The sequence below is a fragment of the Synechocystis sp. PCC 7339 genome (assembly GCF_019924095.1).
In the GTDB taxonomy this organism is placed as follows: domain Bacteria; phylum Cyanobacteriota; class Cyanobacteriia; order Cyanobacteriales; family Microcystaceae; genus Synechocystis.
Genome location: NZ_CP063659.1, coordinates 2,874,924 through 2,889,446 on the forward strand (window position 1 = coordinate 2,874,924; position 14,523 = coordinate 2,889,446).

13 protein-coding genes are annotated in these 14,523 nt (G+C 48.0%); 5 read left to right on the forward strand and 8 right to left on the reverse strand.

The window, feature by feature from the left end:
- Positions 1–98: 98 nt before the first annotated feature.
- The gene (locus IQE94_RS13630) at positions 99–2,111 is read right to left on the reverse strand and encodes an NAD-binding protein (RefSeq protein WP_212720975.1); all 2,013 of its coding nucleotides are present in this window, start codon (positions 2,109–2,111) and stop codon (positions 99–101) included.
- 177 nt (positions 2,112–2,288) lie between these two features.
- On the opposite strand from IQE94_RS13630, the gene IQE94_RS13635 reads away from it, so the two are divergent.
- A complete protein-coding gene (locus IQE94_RS13635) occupies positions 2,289–3,098 on the forward strand; it encodes a glutathione S-transferase family protein (protein ID WP_212720974.1) in 810 nt (269 codons plus the stop codon).
- Positions 3,099–3,238: 140 nt separating this feature from the next.
- On the opposite strand, the gene IQE94_RS13640 is transcribed toward IQE94_RS13635, so the two are convergent.
- Positions 3,239–5,176, reverse strand: a complete 1,938-nt coding sequence (locus tag IQE94_RS13640; protein ID WP_223342141.1) for a ShlB/FhaC/HecB family hemolysin secretion/activation protein — start codon at positions 5,174–5,176, stop codon at positions 3,239–3,241.
- A gap of 497 nt (positions 5,177–5,673) precedes the next feature.
- On the opposite strand from IQE94_RS13640, the gene IQE94_RS13645 reads away from it, so the two are divergent.
- The 4 genes from IQE94_RS13645 (at position 5,674) to IQE94_RS13660 (ending at position 10,295) form a co-directional block, all read left to right on the forward strand.
- Positions 5,674–7,296: a Ppx/GppA phosphatase family protein gene (locus IQE94_RS13645; protein ID WP_212720972.1), complete on the forward strand. Its 1,623-nt coding sequence runs from the start codon at positions 5,674–5,676 to the stop codon at positions 7,294–7,296.
- 47 nt (positions 7,297–7,343) lie between these two features.
- Positions 7,344–7,802 carry a Holliday junction resolvase RuvX gene (gene ruvX, locus IQE94_RS13650; RefSeq protein ID WP_212720971.1) on the forward strand — a complete coding sequence of 153 codons (459 nt, stop codon included), beginning with the start codon at positions 7,344–7,346 and terminating at the stop codon, positions 7,800–7,802.
- Positions 7,803–7,897: 95 nt separating this feature from the next.
- Positions 7,898–9,541 carry a sodium:proton antiporter gene (locus tag IQE94_RS13655; protein ID WP_212720968.1) on the forward strand — a complete coding sequence of 548 codons (1,644 nt, stop codon included), beginning with the start codon at positions 7,898–7,900 and terminating at the stop codon, positions 9,539–9,541.
- 19 nt (positions 9,542–9,560) lie between these two features.
- Positions 9,561–10,295, forward strand: coding sequence for a DUF190 domain-containing protein (locus IQE94_RS13660; protein WP_212720965.1), 735 nt, complete (start codon positions 9,561–9,563; stop codon positions 10,293–10,295).
- Here IQE94_RS13660 and IQE94_RS13665 read toward each other — a convergent pair.
- From IQE94_RS13665 to IQE94_RS13690, 6 genes are all read right to left on the reverse strand, one after another.
- Positions 10,292–10,741, reverse strand: a complete 450-nt coding sequence (locus IQE94_RS13665; RefSeq protein ID WP_255611299.1) for a DUF3172 domain-containing protein — start codon at positions 10,739–10,741, stop codon at positions 10,292–10,294. The genes IQE94_RS13660 and IQE94_RS13665 overlap by 4 nt on opposite strands.
- Before the next feature lie 311 nt (positions 10,742–11,052).
- Positions 11,053–11,394: a hypothetical protein gene (locus IQE94_RS13670; protein WP_212720962.1), complete on the reverse strand. Its 342-nt coding sequence runs from the start codon at positions 11,392–11,394 to the stop codon at positions 11,053–11,055.
- Between the two features lie 62 nt (positions 11,395–11,456).
- Positions 11,457–12,056, reverse strand: a complete 600-nt coding sequence (locus IQE94_RS13675; RefSeq protein WP_212720960.1) for a hypothetical protein — start codon at positions 12,054–12,056, stop codon at positions 11,457–11,459.
- A 41-nt stretch (positions 12,057–12,097) separates the two neighbouring features.
- Positions 12,098–12,925: a diguanylate cyclase gene (locus IQE94_RS13680; protein WP_212720958.1), complete on the reverse strand. Its 828-nt coding sequence runs from the start codon at positions 12,923–12,925 to the stop codon at positions 12,098–12,100.
- 201 nt (positions 12,926–13,126) lie between these two features.
- Positions 13,127–14,194 carry an undecaprenyldiphospho-muramoylpentapeptide beta-N-acetylglucosaminyltransferase gene (gene murG / locus IQE94_RS13685; protein ID WP_223342142.1) on the reverse strand — a complete coding sequence of 356 codons (1,068 nt, stop codon included), beginning with the start codon at positions 14,192–14,194 and terminating at the stop codon, positions 13,127–13,129.
- Positions 14,195–14,378: 184 nt separating this feature from the next.
- Positions 14,379–14,495 carry a photosystem I reaction center subunit VIII gene (locus IQE94_RS13690; protein ID WP_028948017.1) on the reverse strand — a complete coding sequence of 39 codons (117 nt, stop codon included), beginning with the start codon at positions 14,493–14,495 and terminating at the stop codon, positions 14,379–14,381.
- Positions 14,496–14,523 lie beyond the last annotated feature (28 nt).

Genomic DNA, 14,523 nt, shown 5'->3' on the forward strand with positions numbered 1-14,523 from the left:
ACAACGTAAGGCGATCGCCGTTGGGCATGACAAAGAAACCTATTGCCATTAGTATTCTACGGCAATTTTGTCAGGGAAAGGAATGAAAGTCTTACCGACTAAGAAATTGGCGAAAAATTTTGTTCAACAACGCTTTTAATTTGATTTTGCTGAAGCATTTTTTTAAGCTTCATTGCTTGATGATAGTACATTTTAAATGGCAAAGTCGCTGGCAAATTATTCATTGTTTCCGTCGCCGTTTTCAAAGGACAACCTGCAATGCGAGCAATGGCAGTAATGCCATCAAAAATTGACATTTTAGAACTAGCTTTGATGATTTTAAGATTCCATTGTTTTGGTTTTAAATCCCCTGTTTCAATAGCCTTTAATCCTGCTATCGTTGCCAAGACAATCAGCAAATTACCCGGAATTAGACGTCGGTCTTCCGAGGGCAAGAAAATTGGTTCATCCTCGGATTTTTCCTGATAAATTATCGGGACAACTCCATAGCCATAAGCCACCTCCGCAATTAATAAACCCTGGAGTGTATCTTGTTCTTCAATGTAATATTGGGTGACCAAAACTGTCTGTTCTTGCCAACAGGATAAACCAAGGATATTTTCTCCAAAAGCTGCTCCAGTGAACACTTCTGCTGCTGCTACATAGGGGTCAATAATAATTGCTGCTGGTAATAATCGTCCTAAATTTTTCGTCAATGTATCACCATTAGTGCGAATTACTAATTGACAACGGGGATTGATTTTTCGAGTTAGCAATGCCGTTTCAATATTAACAATGTCATCATCAGTAACAACAATGACACTGCTGGCGGTTTCTAGATTAGCTAATTGTAGGCTATCAACTAAGTTATGACCATAAATTAAGGGAATATCTAAAAAATCTGACTGGCTAGCAATGGTATTAAAAGTTATACCTAACACATTGATTTTCAATTCCAGCAATTTATTAGCAATTTCTTGTCCAAGTTTACCTAGTCCAATAATCACCACATGATCTGCTTTTGGAATAGGGGGACGTTTATTGTAAAACTGAAATTTAGACGACAACAGGGCTTGGGTTAATAGGGCATATAGAACCCCGACAAAGGCGGTACCGGTAACGGTCAGAGCTAGACTGAATAACTGTAACCATTCTGGCAAAGCTGATATAGGTTCAAAGGAGTCGAACAAGTCAGAGTAACCTCCTAGTAGTAAAATAGCAGTTACATAAAAGGAAGAAAGTAAGGTGGTACCGGGATAGAAAAAACTGAACAATATCGTCCCTATAATTAAAAGTAAAAACACTATCAAGCCATAGATAATAGCAACTTTCGCTACCTGTTGCTTAAGGCTTAAGCTCCAAAAATTTTTGATCCAGCTACTAATTTTAATTTGAATTAGGCTTCGAAAATATGAAAAATTTAAGTTGTTATTTTTTCTATTTAAATTAAAATTATATCCTTTATTTAAAAAATAATTCTCTTCTGTTTCCACATAAATAATCGTATCCTGGGCTTGAATTTTTGCTTCTGGATGCCAGCGATGAAAATCAATTGATCGAGGCGGTAAATCTCCCTGGTGATTATGGCTTAAAATACGACGATGACGATTGTTAATTTCATCCAAAAAGTTATAGCTTAGCCAATGATGATAATCGGGAACTTGCAAACGATTAATTCTAATTTTTAGTCCTCCTAGATTCAGTAGACTAATAGTTTCTTTACCCAGGGCGGAAAGAGCATAAGCATTGGCTGGTAAATGTTTGGGTTCATAGGCTACAAAATTTCCTAGCTCGTTGCTCAACAAAGAATTGAGATTATCTCTTACACTTCTAACTACTAAACGAGTTTGGGGATTTAAGGCACGGATAGTTATGGCTGTTTCGATATTGATCTTTTCGATGGTGGTGACAATTAAAGCGGCCCGAATGTGGTCGATAGGCAACTGAAGTAAAATACTAGATTGACTGCAATCGCCAATAATTAGTTGGTCTAAATAATTATCTAAGTTTTTAATTTCCCACTGGGACGGTAGCTGTTTTTCAATAGCAATTACTTTAACGCCAAAATTTTTCAAAGCGACAACGCAGTGCTGCCCCAGATATCCCAGCCCACAAACCAAAAAATAGTCCATAAAAGTCTTACCTGTGATCAAGAAATAGAGGCGACAACTATTAGTAATTTTGGGGTTTATCCTATGCTTAGTGGACGACGCAGACTGCCTTACTCCGACGGGGTGAGAAAGTCGTGTTATGTTGGACTTAAAACGAAATTTGTCTTCGATTGTACACCCACCATAAAAATCCTCACTATGCTTGAGCTTCATCAGTTTGAACTGTCCCAATATTCGGAAAAAGTCCGCCTCATTCTCGACTTTAAGGGCTTGGATTATCGGACAGTGGAAGTGGTGCCGGGGGTTGGTCAGTTGGATCTGCTCCGTCTTTCTGGACAAACCAAGGTGCCAGTGCTCAAGGATGGGGACATTGTCATTGCCGATTCGACGGAAATTGCCCTCTACCTAGACCGTAAATATCCCGAAAATCCCCTCCTGCCCCACGATCCGGTGCAACGGGGACAATGCCTGCTGATGGAAGAATGGGCCGACGAATCCATCGGGCTGAAAGGTCGGGTAGCCATGGTGGGGGCGTTGAATCAAAATCCTGGTTTGCGGACTTCTATTCTGCCCAAACAAACCCCCAGCATTTTTAAAAATTTAGTCAGTGCAGTGCCCCCGGCCATGTTGGACTTGCTCGGTAGTGGTGTTGGTTTTGGTGGTGATGCGGTTAAGGAAGCCATGCGGGGCCTCCATCAGGATTTGGAAGCTTTAACGTTAATTTTGCAACATCAACCCTATTTAATTGGAGATCGCCCGACTTTGGCGGATTTAACGGTGGCGGCGTTGAGTATGGTGATCAAAATCCCCGGTGGTGACTATTTAAACATTGCCCAGGAGTTGAAGGGTAAAGGCATTCCTGGTTTGGCGGATAACAGTGCCTACAGTACGTTTTTTGAATGGCGCGATCGCCTCTATCGGGAATATCGCCGCAGTCATCGCCCAGGTAATAGCCAGAATAACAACGGCGGTGGCAGTGGCTCCCCCACCACTATCAATATTGAGTAGGTGGTTTTGAACAACTGATGGCCTCGGAGCATATTCGGACGATCTGGTTAAGTTAACCCGCTAAAACACTGGCAATGGTGGGCAATTCTCGATAATGGGAAAAACCAGGGCGTTCCTCAAACTCTCAAACCACCCCTCAGTTACTTACCAAAAGGAGGACGGTAATTAAGCTGGAAATACAGCCCATCATTTTGCCAATTGCCGGTCAGGTTATCCAACTTGATCACGGGGATGCCATAGTCAAACCGGAAGTTTAGACCGGTCATGCCCAAAATATCCCGCCAAATGATCCCCAGTCCGGGCCCCACCAGCACAGAATTGGGGGGTAACTGGGTGGGGTTGCCGGCACTGTTCCACACTGCCCCAAAGTCCACAAAAGGGGCCAGTTCAAACACTGACTTATTGTCCCCATCCCGGGCCAAGGTGATGCGATTTTCCACCGAGAGACGAACGCCATTGTCAGCGGAGCGGGCATTTTGGCGATAGCCCCGCAGGGACTGGCCGCCCCCAATGATGAACAGATAATCCGGTAATAAACTATCGGGGGTGAGCTGGAGGTCTGCTTGGACAATGAGCAGATTATTGTCGTCCAGTCTTTGTAGCCGTTGAGCCTGCCCCAGCCAACTGAAAAATTCCCCACTGGGTAAGGGGCTGGGATTGGTGGTGGCATCGAATAGCCCTGTACCGAGGTTCATTTGAGAACGGAAAAACCATAACCCTGTTTGGTCCCGCAGGGTATAGTCCTGGCCAAATTGGAACACACTGGTGCGGCTGAAGTTGGTTAAATCGGGACGATTTAGTCCCAGGGTACGACCATCCTGGTAACGGAACCCAAAACTAAGGGCAAATTCATCCGTCAAAGAAGTCCAGAGGGGTTGGCGGTAACTAATTTCGTACAGGGGGTTACTGCCGGTGATATTAAAAACGTCGAAGGGGGACTGGGTGATTCTGGTCCAGGTGGGCACAAAGCGCAACTGTAGAGTACCGTCGGTCGGGTTGAGGGGCACCCGGTAATTAAAATCCAGGATGTCCAAACCCCCAGTGGTGGAAACGTAATAGCTCCCCGACAGGTGATCGCCAAGGCCGGTGAGATTTTTATAGTCCAAGTTAATACCGATCCGCTCACTGCCCAAACTAATGGGGGAATAGTTATCAAAGCTGAGGTTGGCACTAAAGGGAAAGGCTTCTTCCACCGTGACAGATAAATTGCTCAGACCTACCTTCCCCGTGGGCAAAAGACTGGCCTGTACTTTCTCCAACATGGGGTTAATTTGCAACAGCCGCAGACGTTCCTCTAACTGACCCACGTTGACGGGGCTATGGACTCCTTGGGCGACCCGGTCACAGATATAGGCTGGGCGCAAACGTCCCCGACCCCGCACTTGGACCGATTCCACTTGGCCTTCCACCACCTGGATTGGCTGTTCTAACCCCTCCCCATTGGGGATTGGTTCCATGGGTTTGGCGATCGCCTGGGAAGTGATGTAACCCTGATTGATGTATAGCTGGGTAATAGCTGCTACTAAGCCTTGATATAAAACTTCAAATTCCGCCCCTGTCAAGTCTGTGGCAATGGTGAGGGGGGCGGAGGTGCTGGGGGAATCCGTTTGCCAGGGTTGGAGGGCTGGTAAAGTTAACAACTCCTGGGGCGAAAATACCGTCATGCCCAGTAAATTTACCTCCAGGGGAGTGCCATCCACAGACACTCGCAACAGTGGTATGGGCGCGACGTCACCAGAGGGAGAAGGACTAAACCCACAAGTATCCACCGCTTCCTCGGGGCTGAGGGGAGAGGATTCTGGCCCTAGTTCCAATGGGGGAGGGGAGGGGGGAATCTCAACATCGTCTTCCGACGGCAATGGTTGTAGGGGAGGGGTGGGAACTTGTCCCTGACTGAGAAAAAATTCTGTTACTCGGATCGCCCCTGTATCTAGTGTTAAATTTTTCTTTTTCCCTTCTTGTTCAATTACTACTGGGGCGCCAGAAGGACTTAAACCTGCGGCCAAAGCCTGACCCCCCAGTCCCAAGGGCAGGGAAAAACACAATGCCAATGACAGGGCGTAACGATAACTCAACATGGCCCTGGGAATCTCCAGTGGTTAACGGGTCAGAATGAATGGGGATGAACTAGCTAGTGAGAGTGGGGAGGAGATATTGACGTCCCTGGCTTTGATATCAGACCGAAATGGGGACTGCACAGTTTTTAAAACAGACTCTAACAGGATTATCCGCTTTTGTCAGCCCTGGAAGATAGTTCGTAACATTTTGATTTTCCAATTCTTCATCACTCCAACTGCACCAGTTACTACTGCATCTAAACGGGACGGCAAAATCTTTGCAGAATCGGCATTACAGAAATTTCATCGATATTACCGGTATTGAACTAATGCAGAGTTGGCCGTATTTTGCCCTGCCACAATTTTTTTAAAATTTTTCTCTTTGCTGGTGCTTTGCGAGGAGTTGATAACAATGGACAATGGGAAAGTTAAGTTGGGGGCGGTTAATTGGCCCTAGGCTGGTTGGTAAAGTTTTGACCCTAACTCCCCCATTCCTGTCCCCTTGAGAGTGTTCACCCATGGCTCCTTCCCCTGCCCAGATTATTGACCCCTGTATGTTAGCGGCGATCGACATTGGTACCAACTCCATTCACATGGTCATTGTCCGCATTGACCCAGTGCTGGCCACCTTTACCATTGTGGCTCGGGAAAAAGATACTGTCCGCCTGGGCGATCGGGATCCCCAATCCAACAACCTCACCCCAGCGGCCATGAATCGGGCGATCGCCGCTTTGAAGCGCTGTGTGGAATTGGCCAAGGGCTTGGAGGTGGAAAACATCATCGCCGTAGCCACCAGTGCCACCAGGGAAGCGAAAAATGGCCAGGACTTTCTCACCCGGGTGCAAACGGAAGTTGGACTAACGGTGGATTTAATTTCTGGCCCGGAGGAAGCCCGGCGTATCTACCTGGGGGTATTTTCTTGCATGGACTTCCACGAAGTCCCCCATGTGATGATCGACATCGGCGGCGGGTCCACAGAACTAATTTTGGCCGATCGCCGGGACGCGCGCTTTTTAAGCAGTACCAAAGTGGGGGCAGTGCGCCTCACCCAGGATTTTGTCCACACTGATCCCATTGATGCAACGGAATTGGCCGTATTGCGGGCCTATGTGCGGGGCATGTTGGAACGCCCAGTGGATGAAATCAAACAACGCCTTGATGGCGAGGAAAAAGCCCAACTGGTGGGCACCTCCGGCACCATTGAAACCCTGGCCACCATGACCGCTCTGCAAAAACAAAAAGAAGCCCCTAATCCCATCCAGGGCTATAACATTAGCCAAAAGGATGTGGAGGAATGGGTCAAAAAATTAGCCAGTCTTAATTGCCAAGAGCGATTTCAAATTGCTGGCCTGTCCGATCGCCGGGCGGAAATTATTTTGCCGGGGGCGGTGATATTGCTCGAAGCCATGACCATGCTGGAATTGGACAGCATCACCATCTGTGAGCGGGCCTTGCGGGAAGGCATGATTGTCGATTGGATGCTCACCCATCGCATTATCCAAAACCGGATGCGCTTCCAGGGAGAAATTCGCCAACGGGGAGTGCTGAAAATTGCCCGTAAATATCAGGTAGACCTGGGCTTTGGGGAAAGGGTAGCCCAATTTGCCACCAGTTTCTTTGACCAGTTACAGGGCGTTTTACACGACTGGGGAGAAACAGAACGGGAATGGCTCTGGGCCGCCGCTATTTTGCACAATTGTGGTACTTATGTCAGCCACTCCGCCCACCATAAACATTCCTATTATTTAATTCGCAATGCCGAACTGTTGGGATATACAGAAATTGAACTGGAATTAATTGCCAACATTGCCCGCTACCATCGCCGCAGTAAACCGAAAAAACGTCACGAAGATTACATCAAACTATCCGAATCCCATCGCCTAGCAGTGCGACAACTAAGTGCCTTGCTCCGGCTGGCCGTGGCCCTGGATCGTCGCCAAGTGGGAGCCATTGAAAGTTTTGACTGTCAGTACGACCAGGAAAATCGGCAATTACATCTACATATCACCCCTAAAGATCCCGACGATGATTGTGCCTTAGAACTATGGAATTTAGATTATAAAAAAGTCATCTTTGAAGAGGAATTTAATACGAAAGTGGTGGCGACTTTAGCCATTTTATTGCAGTCAAATAAAGGTTAGGGAATAAATTTAATTTAACTTATGATGGCGGTTTTTCATGGTTAATTATGAGTGAAAAAGTAGCGGCGTTGGGCTTGGATGTGGGGCGAAAACGCATTGGAGTGGCGGGGTGTGACGGCACTGGTTTGATCGCCACTGGTCTTACCACCATTGTGCGCAGTTCCTATGATCAAGACATGGCCCAAATTAAACAATTAGTTGAAGCCAGGCAAGTTAATTTATTAGTGGTGGGATTACCCTACACCATGGCTGGGGAGATTGGCGCTCAGGCGAAACAGGTGCAAAAATTTGCTCGGCGGCTGGCGGAAAAACTTGGTCTAGCGCTGGAATATATGGATGAACGCCTCAGTTCTGTGGAAGCAGAAAATCAGTTAAAAGCGCAGAAAAAATTTTCCAGTTATAACAAGGGCTTAATTGATCAACAGGCGGCGGAAATTATTCTGCAACAATGGTTAGATTTACGGCGTTCTCGCTTACAAGGGGAGGATAATCATCTCCATCGGTAAATTTTAATCAATTAGATTGTTTCGTACATTTACTAACTCTTATTAATAATTCCCTGGGAAATTTAACTTAACCGTTTCTGCTTCAAAAATAACCAATGTTATCTAGTATTATCGCTATTCTTCTGCTGGGGTTTTTCGGGGGGCAACTAGCTCGAAGACTCAAGTTACCAGCCTTGGTGGGGATGGTGCTAGTGGGCATTGTCCTCGGCCCCCAAGTAGGCGATCGCCTGAGTCCGGCCATGTTGGCCTTGGCGGATGATCTACGCACCATAGCAGTGATGGTGATTTTAATGAAAGCGGGGTTGGGGCTAGACCGGGAAAAACTCAAGCAACAGGGTTCCGTCGCCCTCCGCTTAGGATTTTTACCCGCCAGTCTAGAGGCGATCGCCGTGGCACTGATGGCCATGGTCCTATTTCAATTTGACTTTGGCACTGGGTTATTGCTGGGGTGCATTATTGGGGCGGAATCCCCGGCGGTGATTGTCCCCGGTATGTTGCGCCTCAAAAGTTTGGGCTGGGGAGTGAAAAAAGGTATTCCCGACGCAATTCTGACCGGCAGTGCGTTGTCCGATGTCTTGCTTTTATTAGTTTTCAGTTTACTGTTAGCTTTTTTAACCCAGGGGAGAGCCGAAGCATTTACGGTGGGGAATATTAGCCTCAGTGCCCTACAGTTGTTACCTTTACAGATTGTTTTACAAATTGGTTTGGGGATTGTCTGCGGCGGGGCCATGGCCAAAATTTTGGTATCTCTGTTGGCCAGACAAAACTGGACGCAAACGGCGGTACAGGATGGTTTAGTGGCCGCATCCCTAGCTTTATTTTTAGTAGTATCTTCCACCCGGTTGCCCGTTTTCTCTGGCTATTTAGCCGTTATGACCACGGGCTTTTTTCTCATTGAACTAGATGCGCCCTTAGCTCGGAGATTAAGGAGTGGCTTTGACGGGCTATGGACAATCGCCGAAATCTTTTTATTTGTGCTGTTGGGGGCGAGTATTCAACTGTCGGTGCTAGAAAGTAGTTTCTGGCCAGGGCTGCTCCTGTTAATGGTGGGCACTTTGCTAGGAAGGGGACTGGGTTGGTATCTTTCCACCTTGGGGAGTAATTGGAATACCCGCGAAAAATTATTCCTGCTGCCAGGGAATTCCGCTAAAGCCACAGTGCAGGCGGCCCTGGGGGCGGTACCCTTAGTCCAAGGCATTGCCGGAGGAGAAATCATTCTGGCCATGGCGGCCCTTTCCATTCTGGTGACTGCCCCCCTGGGAGCCTGGGCCATTCCCACCTTTGCCCCCAAATTGTTACAGAAAGGGGCCGTGGACCCGACTAAAGTGAGCGTTAATGAATCCCTTACCATCCTGGCCGCAGTGGATACCTCGGCAATCGCCAAACAAGTTTTAACCAAGGTGGCCGAATTAGCGAGGCGAAATGATGCCAGGATTGTAGTTCTCCATGTAATCCAGTTGGCAGATCCACCGGGGGTGGAAAACCTAAGGGAGCAAACAAAGCAAATTTTGGCTGATATTCGCCATCAATTCATCGTCACCGAGGGAGTCGTACCGGAGCAAATTCTCCGCATTGCCCAGGAACAGGGGGCCGGGGAAATTATCCTTGGTAAGCGGGGACACAGTGTTTTGGATGACCTACTGCTGGGTTCCGTTTCCCAATACCTGTTAGCAACCAGTGTCCTACCGGTTATGGTGGTGGAGTCGGAGGATCGGGTTAGCCTATCCCGGCCCCATTGAGTTAGGCAAGTTATAGTTCATGTACTACGCTGAGCAATTGACCATTTACGTCACCGAAGGCGATCGCCAGGGGGGGAAACTTCTTTACCAGGCATTAATTGAGGAAGCCCGGCAGCTTGGTGTAGCGGGGACAACTGTAATGCGTACCGCCATCGGATACGGTCCCCAAAGTCCACAGATTGCCGTCGATTGGACCATCGAATTGGCCCCCCAAATGATTATGATTTTGACCGTCATTGATCAACCAGCGGCGATCGCCCAATATATTCCCAAACTGCAAGCTTTAATAAAAAAAGGTTTAGTCACCAAGGAATTGGTCAGGGTGGTACACCACGCCCCTGTGGAAAAGAATGAAAACCGAGAAACCTTTGCCCCTGTGCCTGAGCAATTTGCCATGGATAACTTGAATGATTCCAACAATGCCGATCACGCCGCAGACTATGAAAAATTAACCATCTATGTAGGGGAAGCGGACCAATGGCAGGGAAAGCCGGTGCATCTAGCCCTGATCCAAGAAGCTCGACGTTTGGGCATAGTGGGGGCCACAGCGGTGCGGGGGGCCACTGGCTACGGCAAAAATAACGAGGAGCGGGTGATGTTACTGGGCATCATCGAACTGTCTTCGGATTTGCCCATAGTGCTCACCTTCATCGATCGCCGGGGGAAAATTGACCAGCTTTTCCCCATAGTCCAGCAAGTGGTGCAGGGGGGCATTGTCCTGCGAGATCAGGTTGAAGTGGTGGTCCACACCTAGAACTTATCGGTGGTCGGCCTGGGCCCCACAGCCCCTGGTTGGTTGGTAAACAAATTACCCGCCGCTTCATTTTGGTAAATACAGTCAATGCGGGGATTACCTTCCAAAGGCCCGGTGAAACCAAAGGTATTCATGCGATTTTTACAATCATTGACCTGGCGGTTGTCCACCAATTTTTCCCGCTCCAAAATGCTCCAGTTATTGCGGCGCAACACACAGCCCGGTTGCATCACTGGTTGAGTCACAAACACATTAAAGGGATTCAGGGTCACAAACACCCGCATATCGGTGACGATGGCGCTGGAGCCAAACTGCACACACACTTCAGCATTGGGAGCACTGCGGTCAATGACTTCCCTGGAGGCCACATTTTCTGGGCTAAAGCTAGCGGTGGAACTAAAACCAATGCCCACCCCAATACCCAAAACAAAAATACCAGCCAACAAGGCGATCGTGCCGTAGTTAATGTTCCCTAAGCTGAACTTGCCAGGGTTTTTTCCTGGTGGGGGGCCATAATCCCGGTCATAGCTGGGACGGGGGGGGGAGTATAACGAGGTGGGGGTCTACGGGCCATAGGGAAAAGTTGAGAGGGGGAGTTTCCTAGTCTAGCTCTGGGAGAACTATTTCAGCCAAGCAGGATTCAGGGTGAGCTTTGGGGGGAATATGAAGGGAAAGTATTGTCCGGTGGCTTGCCATTACCAACACCAGTTGATGGGCAGAGAGAATAATATCCTATCCACGTTTCCCGCCCAGAATTTTAGATGAATTCCAAAGTTAAACCAGGCATCAAACGTTGCAGATTTCTTAGGGATTTGGTTTGCCAGAGGATATTTTTAGAACCCCTAAAGGCCAGACTGGCGCCTTCTTTGCCCCGCACCTTCATCACAAACATTGAGAGCATACTGATGCCAGAACTATTGAGAAATTCTAACCCCTCCAGGTTAATGATCAGCTCACTACAATCCGCCAAAATCTCCAGCATGGTGTTCATAATTGGCTGATATTCCTTCATGCCTTCTAGCCGCAAAAAGCCTCGAAAATAAAGAGTCTTGTTGGCTTCTTCAAAGTAAATTCGATAGTCGTCGGTGGTTATTTCCATATGGATAGGTTGCAATAAAATTAGGAATTCGGGGGGAGTGGTTTTTTCTTAGCTATCACTGCTCAAATTTCGACGCTCAAGTGGGTCATTACCGTCACTTTGATCAAATCCTCGGAGCCGGGGAGCGGGGAAAATTGCCAACCAAACTGGGCTTGGTAATCATTAATCATGGTCAATAAGCCAATTTGGGATGCTTCGCAGTTTTCCAGGGCCGATTTTTCCAGCCGCTCCATATACAAATCCATGGGATCCCTCTCCCCCAACACTTTGATGAAGTCCTCATACTCAGTGATGGTTGGCAGGGGGCCAATATTGCTAGTTTCAAAAATTAATTTGTGGTCGTAGAGATGGAGGGTGATGGTGATGGGGCAATCATGGTCGGTGGTGCTATATTTAACGGCGTTTTCCAATAACTCGTTGGCGATGTAGCTGACGGATCCTTTGATGGTGTCCCGCTGACTGAGGCCGTCGTCCGCTTCATTACCGGGAAAAAAGGTGGCAAAGTAGTCCCCCAGGAAGTCCGCTGACAGCCCATAATTGCGCCAACGTTGTAGACGATTGGCCCGGTCGGGGGAAAAGTTGAGGGTGAGAAATTCGTCGCTGGGGGGAATAGGGTCAAGAAAACTTCCCCATTGTCTGACATTGGTCTGGTCAGTGCTCATGGTTGTGCCTATGGGACTGGCTCACTGGGTTTATAGAAAAATCAATGGCCGACAATACAATTGCGGCCCTGGCGTTTTGCCTTGTAAAGATTTTCGTCCGCTTGGGCAATTAGGTCTAGGGGGGATTGCCCTGGCTGGGGATACAGGCGACCGATGCCAAAGGACATGGTGACGAATTCGCTGGTGGGGGAATGGTGGTGGGGAATCTCTAGCATGGCCAGGGATGATTGCATCCGTTTGGCAATCTGTTGGGCGGCTTCACCGGTCACCTGGGGCAAAATTACGGCAAATTCTTCGCCACCGTAGCGGGCAAAAAGATCGAAAGGGTTGCGGAGGGTGGAACTGAGGGTTTTGGCAATGCGCCGTAAACAGTCATCCCCACTGAGGTGACCATAGAGGTCGTTGAATTGTTTGAAATGATCGATGTCACAAAAAACTAAGGCGATCGCCCCTTGGTCATCCATGGCCCGTTCCCATTGTTGGGCAAGATGGAGGTCAAAGTGACGGCGGTTGGATACCTGGGTGAGGCTATCGAGGTTGAGGAGTTCTGCCGTTTCCCCTAGCTTTTGTCGCCATTGGGCGTCCACCACGTCCCCATGTTGCATGATGGTTTCCACAATAATCTCTAGGTCTTCCTTTTCCCTGGAAATTAAGCTGAGGATATTTTGTAACTTCGCTTCTGCCCGCTGTCGTTCCACAATTTCACTTCTGAGCTTGACATTGGTTTCATTCAGCAATGACTCGATCATGTCCCCATGTTCGGCGATCGTGGTCAAGGCAATATGAAGGTCATCGTTTTCCCGTTGCAACCGATTAATTTCTTGCTGAAGTTGAGCTAGAGTGGCCGCAGTTAATTCTGTCGTAGTCATAGTGGGGAGCGAGGACGGAGATAGGATCCAGAAATTTTTGAGTGGGTTTATTTACCTACCTAGGTTATTCAATGTAACTCACTTAGTTAAGAATGACTGCTTACCAGGGACTCTTTTCTGCCAGATATTCTAAATATTTTTGTTAGGTAACCCTCTGTTCACATAAACCCGGTAACTACGTCTCAGCAGGCTTCGTCGATATCAGCGGGATTTTTCCACCGATGCCCGGACGATCGCCGCTAACTGTTCTGCACTATCGAGGTCAGCCAATGGATCAGCAGCTTTGGCCATGGTAGCCAACTTTTCTGGATTCTGGAGGAGTTCGAGCCCGGCTTGCTCCAACTGTGCCGCTGTGAGGGATTTTTGGGCAAACATTAGGGCCGCCCCCGCATCAACAAATACCTGGGCGTTGTACATCTGATGATTTTCCGCCGCAAAGGGATAGGGAATTAAAATTGAGGGGGTCTGCGTGACAGCCAGTTCGGTTAGGGTGCCAGCTCCGGCTCTGCTAATGGCTAGGTCTGCCCTCTGCAAAAGCGCCGCCATGTTATCAAAAAATTCTAGGGAGAGATAATGGTCATGGCTAAAGGTGACTGCCTCCGGATCGTTCTTGCCGGTTAAATGGACAATAAATGCCCCCGCATTAACCCAAGCCGGCACACAACTACGGACTTTTTGGTTTACTGTCACTGCCCCCTGGGAACCGCCTGCTACCACAATTAAACGTCTGCCCGCAGGGATGGACAGGTCTAAGGGCTGGGGTTGGCAAAACTGCTCTCGCACAGGGGTACTGATCCACACCGTTGTACAGTTGGGCAAATATTTGGCTGTGCCCCGAAAACCAATCGCCACTTTATTGCACCAACGACCCAACCAAGTGGTTACTTTGCCAGGAATGAAGTTAGATTCATGAAAAATTACTGGAATGCCGCATAATTTGGCTGCCACAATGGCCGGCGCTGCAATATAACCACCCGTAGTCGCCACAGCATTAATTTGCTTACTTTTGATCAATTTTCTGACTGTAAATACCGACCGCAACAGGTTCCAGCCAATTTTGACTGTTTTTAAGCTGGGCCGCCCCTGGAAACCTTCCACCGGGATAGTTTCGAGGGGATATTGTCGGGGCACCAATGTATTCTCCAGGCGATCGGGCACCCCCAACCAGGTAATTTCATAGTCCGGTAACTTTTGAGCCATGGCCAGAGCCGGAAAAAGATGCCCCCCCGTGCCACTGGCGGCAATTAGTAAACGAATCGGTTCAGTCATCTTGCCAAAATATCCATTAAAAACTACACAAGCCTTTGATAAGCCCACAAAAAAAATACCCCACCCGCTGGCGGAGTAACAAATTAAAATGTCCAATCCCCCGCATAACGGAGAAATCCTGACCCACCCGAAGATGGTTAGACATTTTTGATCAAAAGACTGTTAGTCTTCAAACCTTCCCAGCCTAACCTTCACTTTCAATGTGAATGAAAAGCAACCCCATGGTCACAGCAGGGAATAACCAACCCACCATAGGAATCAAAATCCAAGGCAGGTAAGATGCAGCGTAGGAACCGTCCATTAGTTAATACTCCTTATTAATTGGATGA

What these genes read in the sequence shown, in the direction of transcription:
- murG (WP_223342142.1), bottom strand. Translation starts at nt 14,194, where the DNA reads ATGACTGAACCGATTCGTTTACTAATTGCCGCCAGTGGCACGGGGGGG.
- IQE94_RS13680 (WP_212720958.1), bottom strand. Translation starts at nt 12,925, where the DNA reads ATGACTACGACAGAATTAACTGCGGCCACTCTAGCTCAACTTCAGCAA.
- IQE94_RS13690 (WP_028948017.1), bottom strand. Translation starts at nt 14,495, where the DNA reads ATGGACGGTTCCTACGCTGCATCTTACCTGCCTTGGATTTTGATTCCT.
- IQE94_RS13655 (WP_212720968.1), top strand. Translation starts at nt 7,898, where the DNA reads ATGTTATCTAGTATTATCGCTATTCTTCTGCTGGGGTTTTTCGGGGGG.
- IQE94_RS13645 (WP_212720972.1), top strand. Translation starts at nt 5,674, where the DNA reads ATGGCTCCTTCCCCTGCCCAGATTATTGACCCCTGTATGTTAGCGGCG.
- IQE94_RS13630 (WP_212720975.1), bottom strand. Translation starts at nt 2,111, where the DNA reads ATGGACTATTTTTTGGTTTGTGGGCTGGGATATCTGGGGCAGCACTGC.
- IQE94_RS13660 (WP_212720965.1), top strand. Translation starts at nt 9,561, where the DNA reads ATGTACTACGCTGAGCAATTGACCATTTACGTCACCGAAGGCGATCGC.
- ruvX (WP_212720971.1), top strand. Translation starts at nt 7,344, where the DNA reads ATGAGTGAAAAAGTAGCGGCGTTGGGCTTGGATGTGGGGCGAAAACGC.
- IQE94_RS13670 (WP_212720962.1), bottom strand. Translation starts at nt 11,394, where the DNA reads ATGGAAATAACCACCGACGACTATCGAATTTACTTTGAAGAAGCCAAC.
- IQE94_RS13635 (WP_212720974.1), top strand. Translation starts at nt 2,289, where the DNA reads ATGCTTGAGCTTCATCAGTTTGAACTGTCCCAATATTCGGAAAAAGTC.
- IQE94_RS13640 (WP_223342141.1), bottom strand. Translation starts at nt 5,176, where the DNA reads ATGTTGAGTTATCGTTACGCCCTGTCATTGGCATTGTGTTTTTCCCTG.
- IQE94_RS13675 (WP_212720960.1), bottom strand. Translation starts at nt 12,056, where the DNA reads ATGAGCACTGACCAGACCAATGTCAGACAATGGGGAAGTTTTCTTGAC.